The following is a 20984-nucleotide window of genomic DNA, read 5'->3' on the forward strand; positions in this document are numbered from 1 at the left end:
AATCAAGAAAGGAGGAACAGGAAATGCCAAAAGTAGCACTTTATAGTATCGACGGTAGCCAAGTTGGCGAAGTTGAATTGAGTGATTCCGTATTCGGTATCGAACCTAACACTCATGTGCTTCATGATGCAGTCATTATGCAACGTGCTTCCCTTCGTCAAGGTAATCACAAAGTAAAAGGACGCTCTGAAGTTCGTGGTGGTGGACGTAAACCATGGAAACAAAAAGGAACAGGACGCGCGCGTCAAGGTTCTACTCGTTCTCCACAATGGAAAGGCGGCGGCGTAGTATTTGGACCGACTCCACGCAGCTATGCTTACAAACTGCCTAAAAAAGTTCGTCGTTTAGCGATCAAATCTGCTTTATCTTCTAAAGTAGTAGCTAACGAAATCATCGTTTTGGATGCACTAAGCTTTAGCGCACCGAAAACAAAAGAGTTCGCAGCAATTTTGAACAACCTGAAAGTAGATCGCAAAGTATTGATCGTAACTCCTAGTTATGATGATAATGTTGCACTATCTGCTCGTAACATCCCAGGTGTTAAATTCGTTGCAGCTGACGGCGTTAATGTTCTAGACGTACTTACGTACGATAAGCTGATCCTTACTAAGGATGCAGTTCACAAGGTAGAGGAGGTGTTCGCGTAATGAAAGATCCTCGTGATATTATTAAGCGTCCGGTAATTACTGAGCGCACTGCCGAGTACATGAGTGAACTGAAATATGCTTTCGAAGTAGACATTCGTTCTAATAAAACGGAAGTTAAAAAGGCAATTGAAGAAATTTTCAAAGTGAAAGTGTCTAAAGTAAACACTCTTCGCATGCCTGCTAAACCGAAACGTTATGGACGTCATTCCGGCTACACTTCCGAATGGAAGAAAGCTATCGTGACTTTGGCTCCAGAAAGTAAACCGCTTGAGTTTTTTGAATCTGTAGAGTAAGGAGGAATAAACAGTGCCAATTAAAAAGTACAAACCGACATCCCCGGCTCGTCGTAACATGAGTGTTTCTACATTCGAAGAGATTACAACGAACCAACCGGAGAAATCGTTGTTGGCTCCTCTTTTCAAAAGAGCAGGCCGCAACAACCAAGGTAAAATTACAGTTCGTCACCACGGCGGCGGACACAAACGTAAATACCGTATCATTGACTTCAAACGTACTAAAGATGGAATACCAGGTAACGTTGCTACAATCGAGTACGATCCAAACCGTACTTCTAACATTGCTCTGATCCACTATGCTGATGGAGAGAAACGTTACATTATCGCTCCTAAAGGATTAAAAGTTGGAGATCAAATTTTCTCTGGCGTAGGATCTGATATCAAAATCGGTAACTGCCTTCCATTGGAAAACATTCCAGTTGGTACAGTTATTCACAATATCGAATTAAAACCAGGTAAAGGTGGTCAGCTTGTTCGCGCAGCTGGTACGGAAGCTCAATTACTTGGTAAAGAAGAAAAATATGTCTCCATTCGCCTTTCTTCTGGTGAAGTACGTCGCGTACTTAAAGTATGTCGTGCTACAATCGGATCTGTTGGTAATGAAGATCATGAATTGATTAAAATCGGTAAAGCCGGTCGTAATCGCTGGTTGGGCAAACGTCCACAAGTTCGAGGCGTAGTAATGAACCCTAATGATCACCCACACGGTGGTGGTGAAGGTAAAGCTCCAATCGGACGTAAATCTCCAATGTCTCCATGGGGTAAACCTACTCTTGGATACAAAACTCGTAAAAAAGGTAAGGCTTCCGATCAATACATCATTCGCCGCCGCACGAAGTAAGATTTGTGCTTGAATGCTTGTAAAGTGTGAAGTGACGAAAAGATGAAGGGAGGATTCAACCTATGAGCCGTAGTCTTAAAAAAGGTCCTTTCGTGGACGGGTACTTGCTTAAAAAAGTAGAAGTCTTGAACGAAGACGATAAAAAAGTCGTAATCAAAACTTGGTCCCGTCGCTCGACGATTTTCCCACAATTTATCGGACATACATTCGCTGTTTATGATGGTCGCAAACATGTACCGGTATATGTAACGGAAGATATGGTCGGACACAAGCTTGGTGAGTTCGCACCAACTCGTACGTACAAAGGTCATGCTAATGACGACAGAAAAACAAGACGTTAATATATAAGGATTTAAAGTAAGAGAGGAGGTCACGCAATGCAAGCGAAAGCACACGCAAAGTTTGTACGCATCGCTCCGCGTAAAGTTCAATTAGTAGTTGACTTGATCCGCGGTAAGCAAGTTGGAGAAGCGATCGCAATTCTGCGTCATACGCCGAAATCCGCATCCCCAATTGTTGAGAAGCTTCTTAACTCCGCAATTGCCAACGCTGAGTTTATTAGCTCAGAAAAAGAGTTGACTTTTGATGTTAACAACTTGGTAATTTCCCAGGTTTACGTTAACCAAGGACCAACACTGAAACGTTTCCGCCCTCGTGCAATGGGACGTGCAAGTAAAATTAACAAACGCACCAGCCATATTTCTTTGGTGGTAGCTGAAAAATAAGATAGAAGGAGGGAAAACGTGTGGGCCAAAAAGTAAATCCCGTCGGATTACGTGTAGGTATTATCCGTGATTGGGAATCTAAATGGTATGCTGGTAAAGACTTTGGCGATCTTCTTATCGAAGACGTTAAAATCCGTGAATACCTTAAAACCAAACTTAAAGAGTCTGCTGTCTCTCATATCGAAATCGAGAGAGCGGCTAATCGTGTGAACGTGACGATCCATACAGCTAAACCTGGTATGGTTATCGGACGCGGTGGTTCAGAAGTTGAAGTTCTTCGTACACAAGTAACTAAAATTGCTGGTGGTAAAAAAGTTCATATCAACATTTCTGAAATCAAAAATCAAGAGCTTGATGCAATTCTAGTTGCAGAAAGTATTGCACAACAATTGGAACGTCGTGTTTCTTTCCGTCGTGCATTGAAACAAGCAATTCAAAGAACTATGCGTTCAGGCGCTAAAGGAATTAAAACAGCAGTTAGCGGACGTCTTGGCGGTGCTGAAATTGCCCGTTCTGAAGGCTACAGCGAAGGAACTGTTCCACTTCATACGCTTCGTGCCGATATTGACTATGGTACAGCAGAAGCGCATACTACTTATGGTCGTATTGGCGTAAAAGTATGGATTTATCGTGGAGAGGTTCTTCCTACGGCTAAGAAACAAGCTGCTCAGGAAGGAGGCAACTAATCATGTTGGTACCAAAACGTGTAAAACACCGTAAACAACAACGCGGAAGCATGTCAGGTCGCGCTAAAGGCGGTACTGAATTGAACTTCGGAGAATTCGGTTTGCAAGCTACTGAGCCTTCTTGGATCACTAACCGTCAAATCGAAGCTGCTCGTATTGCTATGACTCGTTATATCAAACGTGGTGGTAAAGTATGGATCAAAATTTTCCCGGACAAGCCAATCACTCAAAAACCTCTTGAGGTTCGTATGGGTAGTGGTAAAGGTAACGTAGAAAAATGGGTTGCCGTTGTTAAACCAGGTAAAATTATGTTTGAACTTGCAGGTGTTTCTGAAGAGATCGCGCGTGAAGCTATGCGTCTTGCTTCTCACAAGTTGCCTGTAAAAACTAAGTTTGTGAAACGTGAAGAATTGGGTGGTGAAGCAAATGAAAGCTAATGAATTGCGCAACCTTACCACTGCTGAAATCGAGCAAAAGATTGCTGGTTTTAAAGAGGAACTCTTTAACCTGCGCTTTCAACTTGCTACCGGTCAATTGGATAACCCTACTCGTATCAGTGCTGTGCGTAAACAAATTGCACGTGCTAAAACAGTAGTTCGTGAAAGAGAACTTGGAATCACATCGTAATCCAATATTTGAGAGCTTAAATGCTATCAGCTAGGAAGGAGATTAACTATGAGCGAACGCAATGCCCGTAAAGTACAAGTAGGCAAAGTGGTCAGTGATAAAATGGATAAAACCATCGTTGTTGCTGTAGAAACTTATAAAAAGCATGACTTGTATCACAAACGTATTAAATATACGAAAAAATTCAAGGCTCATGATGAAAATAACACTGCTAAAATTGGTGATGTTGTTAAAATCATGGAGACACGTCCATTATCTAAAGATAAAAACTGGAGATTAGTGGAAGTTGTAGAAGAAGCAATCATCATTTGATGAATGATGCTAACCTGTCTGGAAGGAGGAACTAACAATGATTCAACCATTTACACGTTTGGCTGTAGCCGATAACTCTGGCGCAAAAGAACTTATGTGTATCCGCGTACTAGGTGGTACTGGACGTCGTACAGCTGCAATCGGCGATTTGATCGTTTGTTCTGTAAAACAAGCAACACCAGGCGGCGTTGTCAAAAAGGGTGATGTTGTAAGAGCGGTAATCGTTCGTACAAAGAGTTCCGTTCGTCGTAAAGACGGATCTTACATCGCATTTGATGAGAATGCAGCAGTAGTCGTTAAAGATGACAGAGGCCCTCGTGGTACTCGTATCTTTGGACCAGTTGCTCGTGAATTGCGTGATAAAGACTTCATGAAAATCGTTTCTTTGGCTCCGGAAGTTATCTAAACGATTGTAAGATATAAAGGCTATGGCCTGAAGTGAGTTATAGGAGGTGTACACAAATGGCGAAAGTGAAAAAAGTGTTGGAATCTCACAACCACAAACTACACGTGAAAAAAGATGATACGGTTCTTGTAATCAGCGGTAAAGACAAAGGTAAAAAAGGTCGCGTTATCGCAGCGTATCCTCGTGAAAACCGCGTGTTGGTTGAAGGCGTGAATATGATCACCAAACACCAAAAACCAACTCAACTGAATCCGCAAGGAGGACGTGTTGAGCAAGAAGCGCCGATCCACGTTTCGAACGTAATGCACGTTGATCCTAAGGACGGAAAAAAAGTAACCCGTATCGGTTACAAAACATTGGATAACGGCAAAAAAGTTCGCGTAGCTAAACGCTCCGGTGAAACAATCGACTAATACTAATTGTTACGGAAAGGAGGACCTTCCAAAATGGCAACAAGAATGAAAGAGCTTTACTTGAATGAGATCTCCCCGGCTTTGGTACAAAAATTCAACTATACAACGGTTATGCAAGTACCGAAAGTTGAAAAAGTTGTTATCAACATGGGTGTAGGTGAAGCAGTATCGAACTCCAAAGTATTGGATTCTGCTGTTAACGATCTTCAATTGATTTCTGGTCAAAAACCAGTTATCACACGTGCTAAAAAATCTATCGCTGGATTTAAGCTTCGTGAAAACATGCCTATCGGTGTTAAAGTAACACTTCGTGGCGATCGTATGTACTATTTCTTAGATAAATTGTTCAACATCACACTTCCACGTGTACGTGACTTCCGCGGTGTTTCTTCTAAAGCATTTGACGGACGTGGTAACTATACACTGGGTTTGAAAGAGCAATTGATCTTCCCGGAAATCGAGTATGATAAAGTAGACAAAGTTCGCGGTATGGACATCGTTATCGTAACGACTGCTAAAACTGACGAAGAGTCTCGCGAATTGCTTACCCAATTGGGAATGCCTTTCGTAAAATAATTATTGAAATGTACAGGGTTCGGATATAAACCCTAGTTCTCCGAAAATATTAGGAGGTGTCAGGCTAAGTGGCTAAAACTTCAATGAAAGTTAAACAACAACGCACTCCGAAGTTCAAAGTACGTGCATACACACGTTGCGAACGTTGTGGTCGTCCACACTCGGTATTGCAAAAGTTCAAAATTTGCAGAATTTGCTTCCGTGAATTGGCTCATAAAGGCCAGATCCCTGGTGTGAAAAAAGCAAGCTGGTAAACATTTGATTAAGGGGAAGGAGGTTTACACACATGACTATGTCAGATCCAATTGCTGATATGCTTACTCGTATTCGTAACGCCAACGTTGTGCGTCACGAAACAGTTGAAGTTCCTGCTTCTACGATGAAGAAGCAAATCGCTGATATCCTAAAACGTGAAGGTTTCATTCGTGATGCTGAAGTTGTTGAGGATAACAAACAAGGAATTATCCGTATTTTCTTGAAATACGGTCAAAATAACGAACGTGTAATTACTGGTTTGAAACGTATCAGTAAACCAGGACTTCGTGTTTACACGAAAAGCAATGAAATCCCTCGCGTACTAGGTGGACTGGGAATCGCTATCATCTCTACTTCTAAAGGGGTAGTAACTGATAAAGAAGCTCGTCAATCGAAAAGCGGCGGCGAAGTTGTTTGCTACGTTTGGTAATTAACGTCATATAATAAGGAGGTGCAACTCTATGTCTCGTATTGGTCGCAAACCAATCGAAGTACCAAGTGGTGTTGAAATCAACTTGGATAATACTCAAATTACGGTTAAAGGACCGAAAGGTACGCTTTCCCGTGAGATTCATAAAGATATGAAAGTAAATATCGAAGAGAACACGATCACAATCGAACGTCCTTCTGATAATAAGACTCATCGTTCCCTGCACGGCACTACTCGTAGTGTAGTAAGTAACATGGTGAGTGGAGTAACTACAGGTTTCTCCAAATCCCTAGAACTAGTTGGTGTTGGATACCGCGCAAGCAAATCTGGCGACAAAATTGTTCTAAACGTGGGTTACTCTCATCCAGTAGAAATTTCTCCTGAACCAGGCATCGAGTTCGATGTGCCTACAAATACGAAAATCATCGTTAATGGAATCGATAAAGAGCGCGTAGGAGCTTACGCTGCAAAAATCCGTTCCGTACGTGAACCAGAACCATATAAAGGTAAAGGTATCAAGTATGAAGGCGAGCGTATTCTTCGTAAAGAAGGTAAAGCTGGTAAGAAAAAATAAGATAAAGGAATACGTTCCTTTACCTTATGCGTGTTGAAGTGAGCCTGTGAAGGCAACGTGAAAGGAGTGAAATGTACAGTCATGATTACAAAAGCAGATAAAAATAAAGCACGTCTGAAAAGACACCTACGTGTTCGTAAGAACATCACTGGTACTTCTCAACGTCCACGTTTGAACGTATTCCGTTCTGCTAAACATATCTACGCTCAATTGATCGATGACGTAGCGGGTGTAACTTTGGTTTCCGCTTCGACTCTTGATAAAGAACTTGCAGATATTAAAAACGGCGGTAGCGTAGAAGCTGCTACTAAAGTTGGCGAACTGGTTGCAAAACGTGCATCTGAAAAAGGGCACACAGCTGTTGTATTTGATCGCGGAGGCTACTTGTATCACGGACGGATTCAAGCCTTGGCAGATGCAGCTCGTGAAGCTGGTCTTCAATTCTAAAACATTGTAAAAAGGAGGTTAACGACTTGCGTATTGATCCAAACACTTTAGAGCTGACTGAAAGAGTTGTAAACATTAATCGTGTAGCTAAAGTAGTTAAGGGTGGACGTCGTTTCAGCTTTAGCGCACTTGTAGTAGTGGGCGATGGTAATGGTTGGGTAGGCGCTGGTATCGGTAAAGCCGGTGAAGTACCTGACGCTATCCGTAAAGGCATCGAAGATGCTAAGAAAAACTTGATTCATGTTCCGATCGTTGGAACAACAATTCCTCACCTTGTTACAGGTAAATTCGGAGCAGGACGTGTATTGTTGAAACCAGCATCCGAAGGTACTGGAGTTATTGCTGGTGGACCGGTTCGTGCTGTACTAGAACTTGCTGGTGTAGGCAATATCTTGACTAAATCTCTGGGTTCTTCGAATTCCATGAACATGGTTAACGCAACGTTAGAAGGCTTGTCTCGTTTGAAACGTGCTGAAGACGTGGCTAAACTTCGTGGAAAATCTATCGAAGAGTTGCTCGGTTAAGGAGGGAACCTCATGGCTAAATTGGAAATTACCCTCGTCCGTAGCGTGATCGGTCGTTCAGAGAAACAACGTACTACTGTTAAAACACTAGGACTACGTAAACTGAACCACTCAGTAGTTCAAAACGATAATGCTGCTATGCGCGGTATGATCAAACAAGTGCAACATTTAGTATCTGTAAAAGAAATCGAAGGTTAATTTTTAAAAAATTAATCTACTATCAATAAGGAGGTGCAACGAACGATGAAATTGCATGAGCTTTCACCAAGCCCAGGTTCACGCAAGGAACGCAAACGTGTAGGTCGCGGTCCAAGTAGTGGTACTGGTAAAACATCGGGTCGTGGTCACAAAGGACAAAACTCTCGTTCAGGCGGAGGAGTTCGTCCAGGATTTGAAGGCGGACAAAATCCATTGTATCGTCGTTTGCCTAAACGCGGATTTGTTAACCCTACTCGTAAAGAATATGCACTCGTAAACATCGAAGATTTAAACAGCTTTGCTGCTGATACAGAAGTAACTCCTACGTTCTTGATGGAACAGGGAATCGTTAAAAATGCAAGAAGCGGAATTAAAATTCTTGGTAATGGCGACATCACTGTGAAATTGACTGTAAAAGCGAATAAGTTCTCTCAATCTGCGGTAGAGAAAATCGAGGCTGCCGGCGGTAAAACCGAGGTGATCTAATGTTCAAGACCCTAAAGAATATATGGCGGGTTGAGGATCTTAGAAATCGGATTATCTTTACCTTGCTGGTGCTCATTGTCTACCGTATCGGTGCGTTTGTACCGGTTCCGGGTGTAGACAAAAGTGTTTTCCAGTCTGCTAACGCTCAAGGTAAAGAACTATTCGGTCTTCTAAATACTTTCTCAGGGGGAGCTTTGGGGCATTTCTCCATTTTTGCCCTTGGGATCATGCCGTATATCACTGCATCCATTATAGTTCAGTTATTATCGATGGATGTCATTCCGAAATTTGCGGAATGGGCCAAACAAGGGGAACACGGTAAAAAGAAACTGGCACAGATTACCCGGTATGGTACTGTTATTCTGGGTCTGATCCAAGCCTTTGGTACATCGATTGGTTTCAACCGTTTATACAATGCAGAAATGATTCCTAATGCTACTGCGGTAGATTACATCATTATTGCAATCGTGTTGACGGCGGGTACATCATTCTTGATGTGGCTCGGGGAACAAATCACTGAAAAAGGAATCGGTAACGGTATTTCGATCATCATCTTCGCTGGTATTGTTGCAGCTATTCCACAGCATATCCGTGATATGGTTCAATCGGATTTCCTGCAACAAGGTCAGACGTTCTTTAATGTTGCGAAGTTAGCCATTGTTGTTATTGTCGTGATTTTCATCGTTGTCGGAGTTATCTTTATCCAACAGGGTATTCGTAAAATTCCAGTACAATATGCAAAACGCGTTGTAGGTAACAAAATGTATGGTGGACAGAATACACATATTCCGTTAAAAGTTAACTCAGCGGGTGTTATCCCTGTTATCTTTGCCGTTTCTTTGTTACAATTTCCAGTTATTTTAGCTAGTTTTTGGTCTACTCATGAATGGGCTAAATGGATTACTCTTAATTTGAATTATAACAAACCGCTTGGTATGGTGCTGTATGTTATAATGATCATAGGTTTTACTTTCTTCTATACATTTGTGCAAATGAATCCTACGCAAATGGCCGATAATATGAAAAAGAATGGTGGATATATCCCGGGTGTTCGTCCAGGTAAGCCAACGGCTACTTATTTGACTCGTGTTATGACTCGTTTGACCATGACAGGATCATTATTCCTGGCGGTTATCTCGGTACTACCAGTATTCTTAGGAGCTATTTCAGGTTTGCCACAATCTGTGCAAATCGGTGGTACATCGCTTCTTATCGTTATTGGGGTTGCCCTTGACACGATGAAAACGATCGAAAGCCAGCTCATTAAACGCCATTACAAAGGTTTTATCAATAAATAGACGGCAGGTTCCGGCTGGAATAAGTCATGCTTGTTCACAACCGGCGCCTTTCGTGCTGTTCTTGCAGCATTAGTCTTAGGGGGAGTGACATTACGTGAACATCATATTCATGGGGCCTCCGGGAGCAGGAAAAGGAACACAAGCAGCTGTGATTGTGAAAGAGCTAGGTATTCCTCATATTTCTACAGGCGATGCATTTCGTCTAGCGATCAAACAGGAAACTCCTATTGGAGTAAAAGCCAAAGAATTCATAGATCAAGGTTTACTTGTACCGGATGACGTAACGAACGGAATCGTGGAAGAGCGTCTTGCTCAGCCTGATTGTAAAAAAGGTTTCTTGCTTGACGGTTTTCCAAGAACTTTAGCTCAAGCTGAAGCACTGGATAAAATGCTGGCAGCAATGGAGCGTAAGCTGGACCACGTGATCAATTTAAAAGTAGATCTCAACAAATTGCTTGTTCGGATTACCGGACGACGTATTTGCAAGACTTGTGGAGCTACTTACCATATTGAATTCAATCCGCCGAAGCAAGAAGGCGTATGTGATCTTGATGGTGGTGAACTTTATCAACGTGCTGATGATAACGAAGAAAGTGTAGGAACGCGTCTGAATGAGTATCATACGAAAACAGAAGCGCCTCTTATTGCTTACTACGGTGATCAAAAGCTGTTGAGAGAGATTGATGGCGATCAAAGTATTGATGCAGTATCTAAGGATATTGTTTCATTACTAAGAGGTTAGGCAGAATGATCATTTGCAAATCCGAAACAGAACTAGGCTTTATGCGGGAAGCAGGGCGAATTGTAGCTGAGACGCATCGTCTAATCAAGCAAGCGATCGAGCCAGGTATTACGACCGAACACCTTGATCAGATTGCAGACCGTTATATTCGCAGTCAAAATGCCTTACCGTCATTCAAAGGATACAATGGTTTTCCTGCCAGCATTTGTGCTTCGGTTAATGAGCAATTAGTTCATGGATTCCCGAATAAACGCAAATTGCAAGAAGGCGACATCGTTACACTTGATATTGGAGCTGAGTACCGTGGTTATCATGGAGATTCTGCATGGACATATCCGGTAGGACAGATTTCTGATGATGCAAAAAAACTTTTGGAAGTAACTGAAGGTTCTTTGTATGCAGGACTTGAACTGGTCAAGCCAGATGTACGCTTGTTTACAATATCGCATGCGATACAGCGTTTTATTGAAGATGCCGGTATGTCTGTTGTACGTGAATACGTAGGACATGGTATCGGAACGAAGCTGCACGAAGCACCTCAAATTCCTAATTATGGAGTTAAGGATCGCGGACCGAGGCTGAAGCCGGGAATGGTTCTGGCAATCGAGCCGATGGTAAATGCCGGCACGCAACATGTCAAAACGCTTGAAGACAAATGGACAGTAGTTACTGTTGATGGCTCATTATGTGCCCATTTTGAACATACAGTTGCGGTTACACCGGACGGTATGGAGATTTTCACAAAACTAAACTAAATGCGTAGGTGATTCTTGTGAAAACAACAATGAACCCGCAGGTCGGTCAAATTGTGAAAGTGTTAAAAGGTCAAGGAGCTCCTCAACCTGCTGTTATCATTGCAATACCGGATGAGAAGTTTGTTTATATCGCCGACGGGAACAAACGAAAGTTTGACCAGCCGAAGAAGAAGAATCTGCTTCATCTGGAGCTAATGCCGGTGATCAGCAGCGAAGTAGTAAACAGTTTGCAAGAAAGCGGTCGGGTCACGAACGGGAAATTGCGTTATGCAGTTACCAAGTTCTTGGAATCTGCCGAAAACAGTGTTGAACAGAAAGGAGACTGACTGTGGCCAAGGAAGATGTTATTGAGGTAGAAGGCGTGGTTCTTGAACCCTTGCCGAATGCAACGTTCAAAGTTGAATTAGAGAATGGTCATCAGATTCTCGCTCATGTTTCTGGAAAGCTACGGATGCACTTTATCCGTATTCTGACTGGAGATAAAGTAGTTGTACAATTGTCACCTTATGATTTGACAAAAGGTCGTATAACTTACCGCAAATAGACACTTTAACACTAATCTATGTTATAATAGATGTTTATGAAATCATTGCTTGTCAGCAGATACAATGATTACAAGTAAGTTTTACGGACGTAAAACTTGAGGAGGTAATTAGTATGAAGGTAAGACCTTCTGTAAAACCCATCTGCGAAAAATGCAAAGTCATTCGCCGCAAAGGGAATGTAATGGTTATTTGTGAGAATCCTAAACACAAACAAAAACAGGGATAATTATCTAGGGGGTGTAGCGTAAAATGGCACGTATAGCTGGCGTGGATTTACCACGTGATAAACGCGTTGAGATCGCCTTGACATATATTTTCGGAATCGGTAAAACGACTTCCCAGAAAATTCTGAGTGATACTGGTATTGACCTGAACACTCGTGTCCGCGATCTTACAGAAGATGAAGTAGGAAAATTGCGTGAAGTAATTGGTAGTACTAAAGTTGAAGGTGATCTTCGTCGTGAGATCTCTCTTAACATTAAACGTCTAATCGAAATCGGATGTTACCGTGGTGTTCGTCACCGTCGTGGATTGCCGGTTCGTGGACAACGTACTAAAACTAATGCTCGTACACGTAAAGGTCCTCGTCGTACAGTAGCGAACAAGAAGAAGTAAGGGAGGTTAAAGCACAATGGCTAAAGCTAAAAAAGTCGTACGTACAAAACGTCGTGACCGTAAAAATATTGAATCTGGCGTGGCGCACATCCGTTCCACGTTTAATAATACAATCGTTACAATTACGGATCCTCACGGAAACGCGATCTCTTGGGCTAGCTCAGGCGGTTTAGGTTTCAGAGGTTCTCGTAAGTCTACTCCATTCGCAGCGCAATTAGCAGCTGAAACAGCAGCTAAAGCAGCAATGGAACACGGTATGAAAGCCGTTGAGGTTATGGTTAAAGGTCCAGGAGCTGGACGCGAAGCAGCAATTCGTTCTTTGCAAGCAGCTGGTCTTGAAGTTAACCTAATCAAAGATGTAACGCCAATCCCGCATAACGGATGCCGTCCACCAAAACGTCGCCGCGTATAATTGAAGCATGTCTCTTTATTTTGTAGTATAATCCCCGGCAAAGGTAAAGATACATTTACCGGGTATACTACTGCATGTCTATTTGTAAGTATTCAGCGACAGTTTCACAGGAGCGACGTTTTGAAGGAGGGATATTGCAGTGATAGAAATCGAAAAGCCGAAAATTGAGACCGTAGATGTAAATGATGAAGGTAACTACGGTAAATTCATCATTGAACCGCTCGAACGTGGTTATGGCACAACACTTGGCAACTCACTTCGTAGAATTTTGTTATCTTCTCTTCCGGGAGCAGCAGTAACATCTGTTCAAATCGATGGTGTATTGCATGAGTTCTCAACGGTTCAAGGTGTGATGGAAGACGTTACAGAAATCATTCTGAACCTCAAGGCCCTTTCGCTTAAGATCCACTCTGATGAAGAAAAAGTGTTGGAGATTGATGCGGAAGGAGAAGGGGCGATCACTGCAGGAGATATCCGTGCAGACAGTGATGTTGAAATCCTGAATCCGGATCTTCATATCGCCACTTTAGCTCCAGGTTCTAGACTTCACATGCGTATTTTTGCAAATCGTGGTCGTGGCTATGTTGCTGCAGATAAGAATAAACGTGATGATCAACCAATTGGTGTCATTCCTGTAGATTCTATCTATACTCCGATTTCCCGCGTTAACTATGGCGTGGAAAATACTCGTGTAGGTCAAGTAACGAACTATGACAAGCTAACGATTGAAATTTGGACGGATGGTAGCATTCGACCAGAAGAAGCAGTTAGTCTGGGCGCTAAAATTTTGACTGAGCATTTGATGTTGTTTGTTGGTCTGACTGACGAAGCAAAAGATGCTGAAATCATGGTCGAAAAAGAGGAAGATAAAAAAGAGAAAGTGCTCGAGATGACTATCGAAGAGCTTGATCTCTCTGTACGTTCTTACAACTGCTTGAAACGTGCTGGTATTAATACCGTACAAGAGCTAACTACGAAATCTGAAGACGATATGATGAAAGTCCGCAATTTGGGCCGCAAATCGCTTGAGGAAGTTCAAGAGAAGCTTGAAGAATTAGGATTAGGACTTCGTCAAGAAGACTAATCATTTAATAGTGTAATGAAGGAGGGAAAAACAACATGGCATACCAAAAATTGGGTCGTAATTCCAGCGCTCGTAAAGCTTTGTTTCGTGACCTGGTAACTGACCTGTTCTTGTATGAGCGTATTCAAACGACTGAAGCTAAAGCGAAAGAAGTTCGTTCTATCGCTGAAAAATTGATCACCCTTTCTAAACGTGGAGATCTTCATGCTCGTCGTCAAGTAGCTGCTTATGTTCGTCGCGAGTCTCTCGATGGTGGACAAGATGCTATCCAAAAATTGTTTTCTGATTTAGCAACTCGCTATGCAGAGCGTCCAGGTGGATACACTCGTATTCTTAAATTAGGACCTCGTCGCGGCGATGCTGCACCTATGGTTTATCTTGAATTGGTAGACCGCGCGTAACATGCAGATGAGGAAAGGGTGGACAGGGTCAACAGATTCTGACAAAACCCTTTTTTTCTCTGTTTGGAACATGCAGTGTTTGAGGATAATGAGGGAGGGAGCTCCATTAGGGGCTCCCTTGCTTTGTATAAAAGGTGAGGATATATGAGGAATCTTTGTATGACTGTCAATTACGATGGAACAAGATATAACGGATTTCAGACCCAACCAGACGGAAATACGATTCAGGATCATTTAGAAAAAGCAATTTCTTCGATCATTGGAGAAAAACCAAAGATTCATGGCTCAGGTCGTACCGATGCGGGTGTACATGCGATCGGACAAGTATTTCATTTCTTGACTGAATCAACTGTTCCAGCAGAACGTTGGCCACTTGCTTTAAATGGTCGCTTGCCCAAAGATATTATTGTTACAAATGCGCGCGAGGTTCATTTGGACTTCCACTCACGGCGCTCAGCTAAACGTAAAACATATCGATACACGATTAACGCTAATCAATATCCAGATGTTTTTCTAAGGCATATGCAATTACATCATCCAGGCAAACTGAATATTGGAGCAATGCGTGAAGCTCTTTCCTACTTTATTGGCACTTATGACTTCACAACGTTTGCTTCAAAACATTCCGAAAAGCAAAGTCATATCCGTACAATCTATGAGGCACGTTTGGAAGTAGATTATTCTATGACCCGTCCTGATACAAGAGACCAAGGTATTTTACACTTTTATATAACAGGCAGTGGATTTTTACAGCATATGGTACGTATCATTATAGGGACTCTGGTACAAGTGGGAGAAGGTAAACACGAACCGGAGGCTATTCCTAGAATGATTGCTGCAGAGGATCGTAGTATGGCAGGACCTACCGCAGTTAGCAAAGCGTTAACGATGTGGGGGGTTCACTATGAGGAGTTTAATACATAGTAAAATTTCAAAGGAAATTCCTAAGAAAATTTTTCTAGAAAAACTTCAAATAGTTCTTGCTTAACATGTTTTTATGCTGTAAAATAAAGTTTGTGTTTTCTTAAGGCTATCCCACAGCCCCATTAAGAATAACACCACCAAAAATTTTTAATCCATCACTTAATGACTATGTAACACTGTGTATTAACAACACTAACTCAAGAACGAAGATATATGAGAATATGTCTTAATGATATATTTTCAAAAGCACACTAAGGAGGAACTTTTCATGCGTACGACGTACATTGCGAAGCCAAGTGAAGTAGAACGCAATTGGCACATTATCGATGCTGAAGGCAAAACGCTTGGTCGTTTGGCTAGTGAAGCAGCTGCACTTATTCGCGGCAAACACAAACCACAATTTACCCCTCATGTAGACGGTGGAGATTTCGTTATCGTAATCAATGCTGACAAAATCCACTTGACTGGTAAAAAATTGCAAGACAAAAAATACTACCGTCACTCTATGCATCCAGGTGGTCTTAAAGTTACCACTGCTGATGAAATGATCAAAAACAAACCTGAACGTGTAATCGAATTTGCAGTTCATGGTATGCTTCCAAAAACTCGTATGGGTAACCAAATGAAGTTAAGATTGAAAGCATATGCTGGCGTAGAACACCCACATGCAGCACAAAAACCGGAAGTTTACGAACTTCGCGGCTAATTAAAAGGAGGACAGTTTCATGGCACAAGTACAATACTATGGGACAGGTCGTCGTAAACATTCGGTAGCACGTGTTCGCCTTGTACCGGGTGAAGGACGCATTGTCATCAATAAACGCGACATCAATGAATATTTCGGTTTAGATACACTTAAACTGATCGTAAAACAACCACTTAACTTGACAGAAACAATCGGAAGCTACGATGTAATCGTATTGGCTCACGGTGGTGGTATTTCTGGTCAAGCAGGAGCAATCCGTCATGGTATTTCCCGTGCATTGCTTAAAGCTGATCCTGAACTTCGTGGATCTTTGAAAAAAGCTGGATTCCTGACTCGTGACCCTCGTATGAAAGAGCGTAAAAAATACGGTCTTAAAGCAGCACGTCGCGCACCTCAGTTCTCCAAACGTTAATATTCCTTGTTTATCAAGGATTACAGAAGCCTCTTACCAGAAATGGTGGGAGGCTTTTTTGTGGTTATCTTTCAATCGAAGCTCGTTTGACCACCATTTGACCACATGTGATTTGTGCATAACCTTGTGTATAAAGTAACAATTTCGACAATCATTTCAACAAAGTTATTCCTAGTTATAAAATAGTGTGAATAACTTGTGATTAACTTTCAAAATACTATTGAATCCTCAACCATTAAGTACTATAATATACATAATTCTTAGTTGTTTAGTCGGCTTTAAAAATATGATTAATAAATAGTCATTTGTTGAACGTACTTAAAACCAAAATGGGAAAATGAATTCCAAAGGTGGGGGAACTAAATATGAATCTATTGGAAAAAGAAGAATTAGCTAGAGTGAAAGCTGAAGAACTAGAGCATGCTACAGCTGAACAAGTGATTCGTTGGGCTGTAGATAATTTTGAAAGTCTTACTTTTGCTTGTAGTTTTGGAGCGGAAGATGTAGTTATTGTTGATATGTTACAAAATATCAGCCCGTCCACTGATATTTTCTATTTAGATACCGATTTCCATTTTAAAGAAACCTACGAGACACGTGATCGTATGATTGAACGTTATGGTTTGGAGTTTGTAAAAGTAGATCCTAAGCTAACACCGGAAGAACAAGCAGCCGCTCATGGAGAAGCTTTATGGACAGTAGATCCTAATGCATGCTGCAATATTCGTAAAGTAGAGCCTTTAACTCGTATATTATCTCAATATGATTCTTGGATTACAGGTATTCGTCGTGATCAAGCGCCAACTCGTGCAAATGCCAAAAAAATAGAGTACGATTCTAAATTTGGTTTAATGAAGTTTAATCCGATTGCAGATTGGACTTCTGAAGACGTATGGAAGTATATCCGTGATAACGATATTATCTACAACCCTCTTCATGATCAACATTATCCTAGTATAGGTTGTGAACAATGCACACGTCAGGTGATGCCTGGTGAAGACCCTCGCGCAGGACGCTGGGCTAATTCAGATAAAACAGAATGTGGATTGCACAAATAAACAAATTAACTTCATGATAAATATAAATAACATAAGCCGACCAAGTGATTTTTCTAACCATCTGGTCGGCTTCATGTATACTTAGCACAGTTAGACAATACAACATACCTATTTATGATAAGACAGGAGCGATTACAGAATGACAACAATTTTGCCGCATGGTGGTCGATTGATTCAACGTATTGTAAAAGAGGAAGATCGTGATCAGTTATTGGCTCAAGCTCAGCAATGGAAACAGATTCCTATCAATACATGGACTATATCTGATCTAGATCTTATAGGTGTAGGTGCTTTCTCTCCACTAGAAGGATTTATGGAAGAAAAGGACTATCATTCTGTTTTGGAAAATATGAGATTGTCCAATGGTACGGTATGGAGTATTCCAATTACTCTAGCTTTAGACGAGTCTATTACATCCACATTGCAAATCGGCGAACAGGTGGCTTTGGTAGGAGAGCAGGATGGAGAAATCTACGGTACATTAGAAGTACGTAGTATCTATAACGTAGATCAACAACAAGAAGCTGTGAAAGTCTTCAAAACCGATGATCCTGAGCATCCAGGGGTACAAAAATTACTTAGTCGTTCTTCCATTTATGTTGGAGGACCTATCCAAGTCTTAAAACGTCCTCAGCCTGAGAAATTTGGTGAGTTTTATTTTGATCCCGAACAAACAAGACAAATTTTTGCAGATAAAGGTTGGAAAACTGTAGTAGGATTCCAGACTCGTAATCCTGTTCATCGTGCTCATGAGTATATTCAAAAAAGTGCGATGGAAATTGTAGATGCTTTGTTTCTGAATCCATTAGTAGGTGAAACCAAATCGGATGATGTTCCTGCTAATGTACGGATGCGTAGTTATTTGGTTCTTTTAGAAAATTACTATCCAAAAGATCGAGCATTTTTAGGTGTATTTCCGGCGGCTATGCGTTATGCGGGGCCAAGAGAAGCTATATTCCATGCAATGGTTCGCAAAAATTATGGTTGCACTCATTTTATCGTTGGTCGTGATCATGCAGGTGTGGGTGATTATTACGGAACATATGAAGCTCAAGAAATTTTTAAGCATTTTACAGCAGAAGAATTAGGAATTATGCCACTATTTTTTGAACATAGCTTTTTTTGTACCAAATGCGGCAATATGGCTTCTAGCAAAACCTGCCCGCATCCGAAAGAAAATCATTTAACCCTTTCTGGGACAAAAGTAAGAGCATTACTAAGAGATGGTCAATGCCCTCCGCCTGAATTCACACGTCCAGAAGTAGCAGAAGTGTTGATCGAAGGTATGGCTGAACATATCAACTCATAATTGTGAGAACAACAAAACCGTTTTACTTGGGTCATGTTATGATGATCTAGAGTAGAACGGTTTTTAGTATATAGAACAACTCGAATAGATGCAGAAACATTTTATTTGTATTTTTACAATGTATGATTCGCGAATCAATATTATAAAATGGTATAATACAACGTATTGCGTTATGATCTCATGGTTATCTTTATAACGGTATATTGAATCTAATCACATAAGGAGTGCACCTCATATGTTATCAAGAGACTATGTTTTGGAATTACTAAGTACTGTTACAGATCCACAGTATGATTTTCCTCTAGTAGAAATGCAATTTATTCGTGATATTATGATCAAAGATTCCAGAATTTCTCTCACCGTAGTGGGGATTGAGTTAGGTCAAGAGTATAAAGACGCTTTAGAACAGTCGATTCGGTCAGCTCTCAAAATTGTAGAACCTATTGATCTACATATTCGTTTTAGAGCGCCTTCTGAGCTTGAAATGGCTACAGTACGTCAATTGCTCTCTCCAGACACAGAAGAAGCATTACCGCCTGAATCTGAGACCCACAAAGGTCATGCAGCAGGTCTGGAGCAGCTTCCTATCATTCATGCTAACTCTGGTGTTCGTTTTATAGCTGTAGCTAGTGGTAAAGGTGGAGTAGGTAAATCTACTGTTACTGTCAATTTAGCAACCGCATTAGTGCGCCAAGGAAAAAGAGTCGGCATTATTGATGCTGATATTTACGGGTTCAGTATTCCAGATATGATGGGAATAGAAGAAGGGCCTACAGTAGAAGAAGGACGTATTCAACCGGTGGAGCGATTTGGAGTTCAAGTGATGTCGATGGGATTCTTTATTAAAGAAAATAATCCTGTCATATGGCGCGGACCGATGCTTGGCAAAATGCTTCGTCAATTTTTTGCCGATGTAGATTGGGATCAACTGGATTACATGTTGTTAGATCTTCCACCAGGAACAGGTGATGTAGCACTCGATGTTCATCAAATTCTGCCACAAAGTAAAGAGATACTCGTCACGACTCCTCATGCAACAGCAGCATTTGTAGCAGCTCGCGCAGGAACAATGGCACTACAGACCGATCATGAAATTCTAGGTGTTGTTGAAAATATGTCCTATTACCAGGCAAGAGATGGACAAAGAGAGTATGTATTTGGTAGAGGTGGCGGTGGACAACTTGCAGAAACCTTGCATACAGAGTTACTCGCTCAAATCCCATTAGGTGCACCTGATAATTTACCAACAGACCCGGACTTTTCACCTTCTGTCTACAAAGAAGATAGTGAAATCGGTCAACTGTATAATGAGTTAGCTCTGAAAGTTATTGAAAAACACAACTAAATCTTAAACAAGATCATGAGAAATATATAAAGAGCAGATAGAGAGGAAGGAGTAGTATACCTTTCTCTTTATTTTTTATCTTTCTATCAAATGACATTGCAAAGGAGTACACATATGGGTTCATTATTTTCGTTTCGTACCTTTTGGCGCGATCTCAAATCCAACCGATCCATGCTGTTGGTTTCAACTGTTCTGTTTGTAGTAGGAATCATAGCAGGTATCTTATTAGTGGAACCATTAGGTAACTATCTAAGAGAACAACTACAACAATTGCAAATAGTTAAAGAGCAGCTTGATCAAGGACAGCATGTAGAACTTAATTATTTTGTGTTTATCTTTTTAAACAATGCAATTAAAAGTATTCTTATCATCTATTTAGGAGTCTTTATTGGGATTGTCCCTGTATTCTTCTTAGTCATGAACGGAATGATTATAGGATTTCTATTACGAACTTATGATATGCAAGGACAGGATGTTGTGACTTTAATAGTCAAAGGATTATTACCACATGGAATATTTGAAATTCCAGCTATCCTTATCGCAGCAGCTTATAGCTTAAAATTAGGCAAGTTAGTATTAGATAGTCTGACTACTTGGAACCCAGCAGGACGATATCAACTTAAAATAGCGTGGAAACAATTTATGAGATCTACAATTACTGCTTCATTTTGGATCGTAATTATCCTTTTTGTAGCAGCAATCATCGAGAGTACAATAACATTTTGGTTGATGAAGGCTTAGTTATTTATAAAAAACCACATACAAACAGTTACAAGTATGCCTAATTAGGTTAATTCATCACTATCCAGAAGGCTGTTATCTATCATAATTCTATCAAGAGGTATGAACTGATAAATAGCAGCCTGAAAGATATACTGTGAAGAGTTACAATTTAGGGAGGATATTTATATGCTTGGAATGTTATTGAACGATAA

At 41.1% G+C, this 20984-nt stretch carries 37 protein-coding genes (1 of these 37 running past the window's edge); all 37 read left to right on the top strand.

Going from position 1 to position 20984, the window contains the following annotated elements; all coding sequences use genetic code 11:
• Nucleotides 1-23: 23 nt before the first annotated feature.
• Nucleotides 24-647, top strand: coding sequence for a 50S ribosomal protein L4 (gene rplD, locus PQ460_RS03715; protein WP_273613662.1), 624 nt, complete (start codon nucleotides 24-26; stop codon nucleotides 645-647).
• Nucleotides 647-940, top strand: coding sequence for a 50S ribosomal protein L23 (rplW, locus tag PQ460_RS03720; protein WP_069328355.1), 294 nt, complete (start codon nucleotides 647-649; stop codon nucleotides 938-940). Before rplD ends, rplW begins: the two co-directional genes overlap by 1 nt.
• 13 nt (nucleotides 941-953) lie before the next feature.
• Nucleotides 954-1784 carry a 50S ribosomal protein L2 gene (gene rplB, locus PQ460_RS03725; RefSeq protein WP_069328356.1) on the top strand — a complete coding sequence of 277 codons (831 nt, stop codon included), beginning with the start codon at nucleotides 954-956 and terminating at the stop codon, nucleotides 1782-1784.
• 62 nt (nucleotides 1785-1846) lie between these two features.
• On the top strand, nucleotides 1847-2125 hold the full coding sequence (gene rpsS / locus PQ460_RS03730) for a 30S ribosomal protein S19 (protein WP_069328357.1): 279 nt from the start codon (nucleotides 1847-1849) through the stop codon (nucleotides 2123-2125).
• 36 nt (nucleotides 2126-2161) lie between these two features.
• Nucleotides 2162-2509 (top strand): 50S ribosomal protein L22, encoded by a 348-nt coding sequence (gene rplV / locus PQ460_RS03735; protein WP_069328358.1) that lies wholly within the window; start codon nucleotides 2162-2164, stop codon nucleotides 2507-2509.
• 20 nt (nucleotides 2510-2529) lie between these two features.
• Entirely contained in the window at nucleotides 2530-3195 is a 666-nt protein-coding gene (rpsC, locus tag PQ460_RS03740) for a 30S ribosomal protein S3 (protein ID WP_069328359.1), read from the top strand.
• Between the two features lie 2 nt (nucleotides 3196-3197).
• On the top strand, nucleotides 3198-3632 hold the full coding sequence (rplP, locus tag PQ460_RS03745) for a 50S ribosomal protein L16 (protein WP_069328360.1): 435 nt from the start codon (nucleotides 3198-3200) through the stop codon (nucleotides 3630-3632).
• A complete protein-coding gene (gene rpmC, locus PQ460_RS03750; protein WP_017815370.1) occupies nucleotides 3622-3822 on the top strand; it encodes a 50S ribosomal protein L29 in 201 nt (66 codons plus the stop codon). The genes rplP and rpmC overlap by 11 nt, the downstream gene beginning before the upstream one ends.
• Before the next feature lie 48 nt (nucleotides 3823-3870).
• The gene (gene rpsQ, locus PQ460_RS03755; RefSeq protein WP_017815371.1) at nucleotides 3871-4134 is read left to right on the top strand and encodes a 30S ribosomal protein S17; all 264 of its coding nucleotides are present in this window, start codon (nucleotides 3871-3873) and stop codon (nucleotides 4132-4134) included.
• Between the two features lie 37 nt (nucleotides 4135-4171).
• Complete coding sequence (gene rplN / locus PQ460_RS03760) at nucleotides 4172-4540, top strand: 50S ribosomal protein L14 (protein WP_069328361.1); 369 nt, start codon at nucleotides 4172-4174, stop codon at nucleotides 4538-4540.
• Nucleotides 4541-4596: 56 nt separating this feature from the next.
• The gene (gene rplX, locus PQ460_RS03765) at nucleotides 4597-4953 is read left to right on the top strand and encodes a 50S ribosomal protein L24 (RefSeq protein WP_069328362.1); all 357 of its coding nucleotides are present in this window, start codon (nucleotides 4597-4599) and stop codon (nucleotides 4951-4953) included.
• A 33-nt stretch (nucleotides 4954-4986) separates the two neighbouring features.
• The gene (gene rplE / locus PQ460_RS03770; RefSeq protein WP_204827268.1) at nucleotides 4987-5529 is read left to right on the top strand and encodes a 50S ribosomal protein L5; all 543 of its coding nucleotides are present in this window, start codon (nucleotides 4987-4989) and stop codon (nucleotides 5527-5529) included.
• Nucleotides 5530-5597: 68 nt separating this feature from the next.
• Nucleotides 5598-5783 (top strand): type Z 30S ribosomal protein S14, encoded by a 186-nt coding sequence (locus tag PQ460_RS03775; protein WP_037291562.1) that lies wholly within the window; start codon nucleotides 5598-5600, stop codon nucleotides 5781-5783.
• Nucleotides 5784-5815: 32 nt separating this feature from the next.
• Nucleotides 5816-6214, top strand: coding sequence for a 30S ribosomal protein S8 (rpsH, locus tag PQ460_RS03780; RefSeq protein WP_069328364.1), 399 nt, complete (start codon nucleotides 5816-5818; stop codon nucleotides 6212-6214).
• A 31-nt stretch (nucleotides 6215-6245) separates the two neighbouring features.
• Entirely contained in the window at nucleotides 6246-6788 is a 543-nt protein-coding gene (rplF, locus tag PQ460_RS03785) for a 50S ribosomal protein L6 (protein ID WP_273613661.1), read from the top strand.
• An 81-nt stretch (nucleotides 6789-6869) separates the two neighbouring features.
• Nucleotides 6870-7235 carry a 50S ribosomal protein L18 gene (gene rplR / locus PQ460_RS03790; protein ID WP_204827270.1) on the top strand — a complete coding sequence of 122 codons (366 nt, stop codon included), beginning with the start codon at nucleotides 6870-6872 and terminating at the stop codon, nucleotides 7233-7235.
• Between the two features lie 26 nt (nucleotides 7236-7261).
• Nucleotides 7262-7759 carry a 30S ribosomal protein S5 gene (gene rpsE / locus PQ460_RS03795; RefSeq protein WP_069328367.1) on the top strand — a complete coding sequence of 166 codons (498 nt, stop codon included), beginning with the start codon at nucleotides 7262-7264 and terminating at the stop codon, nucleotides 7757-7759.
• A gap of 12 nt (nucleotides 7760-7771) precedes the next feature.
• Entirely contained in the window at nucleotides 7772-7957 is a 186-nt protein-coding gene (gene rpmD / locus PQ460_RS03800) for a 50S ribosomal protein L30 (RefSeq protein ID WP_204827271.1), read from the top strand.
• A 45-nt stretch (nucleotides 7958-8002) separates the two neighbouring features.
• Nucleotides 8003-8443: a 50S ribosomal protein L15 gene (gene rplO / locus PQ460_RS03805; RefSeq protein WP_069328369.1), complete on the top strand. Its 441-nt coding sequence runs from the start codon at nucleotides 8003-8005 to the stop codon at nucleotides 8441-8443.
• Nucleotides 8443-9741 carry a preprotein translocase subunit SecY gene (secY, locus tag PQ460_RS03810; RefSeq protein ID WP_274171829.1) on the top strand — a complete coding sequence of 433 codons (1299 nt, stop codon included), beginning with the start codon at nucleotides 8443-8445 and terminating at the stop codon, nucleotides 9739-9741. The genes rplO and secY overlap by 1 nt, the downstream gene beginning before the upstream one ends.
• Nucleotides 9742-9835: 94 nt before the next feature.
• Complete coding sequence (locus PQ460_RS03815; protein ID WP_274171830.1) at nucleotides 9836-10483, top strand: adenylate kinase; 648 nt, start codon at nucleotides 9836-9838, stop codon at nucleotides 10481-10483.
• 5 nt (nucleotides 10484-10488) lie between these two features.
• Nucleotides 10489-11238 (top strand): type I methionyl aminopeptidase, encoded by a 750-nt coding sequence (gene map, locus PQ460_RS03820; RefSeq protein ID WP_204827274.1) that lies wholly within the window; start codon nucleotides 10489-10491, stop codon nucleotides 11236-11238.
• 29 nt (nucleotides 11239-11267) lie between these two features.
• Nucleotides 11268-11564, top strand: a complete 297-nt coding sequence (locus tag PQ460_RS03825) for a KOW domain-containing RNA-binding protein (RefSeq protein ID WP_204827282.1) — start codon at nucleotides 11268-11270, stop codon at nucleotides 11562-11564.
• Nucleotides 11565-11566: 2 nt separating this feature from the next.
• Complete coding sequence (infA, locus tag PQ460_RS03830) at nucleotides 11567-11782, top strand: translation initiation factor IF-1 (protein WP_017815385.1); 216 nt, start codon at nucleotides 11567-11569, stop codon at nucleotides 11780-11782.
• 113 nt (nucleotides 11783-11895) lie between these two features.
• The gene (rpmJ, locus tag PQ460_RS03835) at nucleotides 11896-12009 is read left to right on the top strand and encodes a 50S ribosomal protein L36 (RefSeq protein ID WP_003333770.1); all 114 of its coding nucleotides are present in this window, start codon (nucleotides 11896-11898) and stop codon (nucleotides 12007-12009) included.
• Between the two features lie 23 nt (nucleotides 12010-12032).
• Complete coding sequence (gene rpsM / locus PQ460_RS03840; RefSeq protein ID WP_069328373.1) at nucleotides 12033-12398, top strand: 30S ribosomal protein S13; 366 nt, start codon at nucleotides 12033-12035, stop codon at nucleotides 12396-12398.
• A 16-nt stretch (nucleotides 12399-12414) separates the two neighbouring features.
• Nucleotides 12415-12810: a 30S ribosomal protein S11 gene (rpsK, locus tag PQ460_RS03845; protein WP_017815387.1), complete on the top strand. Its 396-nt coding sequence runs from the start codon at nucleotides 12415-12417 to the stop codon at nucleotides 12808-12810.
• Between the two features lie 139 nt (nucleotides 12811-12949).
• Nucleotides 12950-13894 carry a DNA-directed RNA polymerase subunit alpha gene (locus PQ460_RS03850; protein WP_069328374.1) on the top strand — a complete coding sequence of 315 codons (945 nt, stop codon included), beginning with the start codon at nucleotides 12950-12952 and terminating at the stop codon, nucleotides 13892-13894.
• Nucleotides 13895-13929: 35 nt separating this feature from the next.
• Nucleotides 13930-14295, top strand: coding sequence for a 50S ribosomal protein L17 (rplQ, locus tag PQ460_RS03855; protein WP_069328375.1), 366 nt, complete (start codon nucleotides 13930-13932; stop codon nucleotides 14293-14295).
• A gap of 144 nt (nucleotides 14296-14439) precedes the next feature.
• On the top strand, nucleotides 14440-15219 hold the full coding sequence (truA, locus tag PQ460_RS03860) for a tRNA pseudouridine(38-40) synthase TruA (RefSeq protein ID WP_274171831.1): 780 nt from the start codon (nucleotides 14440-14442) through the stop codon (nucleotides 15217-15219).
• 268 nt (nucleotides 15220-15487) lie between these two features.
• Nucleotides 15488-15925 (top strand): 50S ribosomal protein L13, encoded by a 438-nt coding sequence (gene rplM, locus PQ460_RS03865; RefSeq protein WP_273613659.1) that lies wholly within the window; start codon nucleotides 15488-15490, stop codon nucleotides 15923-15925.
• A 19-nt stretch (nucleotides 15926-15944) separates the two neighbouring features.
• Complete coding sequence (gene rpsI, locus PQ460_RS03870) at nucleotides 15945-16337, top strand: 30S ribosomal protein S9 (protein WP_069328378.1); 393 nt, start codon at nucleotides 15945-15947, stop codon at nucleotides 16335-16337.
• Between the two features lie 365 nt (nucleotides 16338-16702).
• Nucleotides 16703-17395 (top strand): phosphoadenylyl-sulfate reductase, encoded by a 693-nt coding sequence (locus tag PQ460_RS03875; RefSeq protein ID WP_204827276.1) that lies wholly within the window; start codon nucleotides 16703-16705, stop codon nucleotides 17393-17395.
• 139 nt (nucleotides 17396-17534) lie between these two features.
• Nucleotides 17535-18704, top strand: coding sequence for a sulfate adenylyltransferase (gene sat, locus PQ460_RS03880; RefSeq protein ID WP_274171832.1), 1170 nt, complete (start codon nucleotides 17535-17537; stop codon nucleotides 18702-18704).
• Between the two features lie 235 nt (nucleotides 18705-18939).
• Entirely contained in the window at nucleotides 18940-20049 is a 1110-nt protein-coding gene (locus PQ460_RS03885) for an Mrp/NBP35 family ATP-binding protein (protein WP_273613657.1), read from the top strand.
• A gap of 114 nt (nucleotides 20050-20163) precedes the next feature.
• Nucleotides 20164-20790 carry a stage II sporulation protein M gene (locus PQ460_RS03890; protein ID WP_274171833.1) on the top strand — a complete coding sequence of 209 codons (627 nt, stop codon included), beginning with the start codon at nucleotides 20164-20166 and terminating at the stop codon, nucleotides 20788-20790.
• A gap of 168 nt (nucleotides 20791-20958) precedes the next feature.
• Nucleotides 20959-20984, top strand: the 5' portion of a protein-coding gene (locus tag PQ460_RS03895) for a hypothetical protein (RefSeq protein ID WP_069328383.1). Its footprint extends 205 nt past the window's final position; the window shows 26 of its 231 coding nt (coding positions 1-26); the start codon lies at nucleotides 20959-20961; its stop codon lies off the right edge, out of view.

The sequence above is a fragment of the Paenibacillus sp. KACC 21273 genome, from assembly GCF_028736095.1.
In the GTDB taxonomy this organism is placed as follows: Bacteria; Bacillota; Bacilli; order Paenibacillales; family Paenibacillaceae; genus Saccharibacillus; species Saccharibacillus kyungheensis.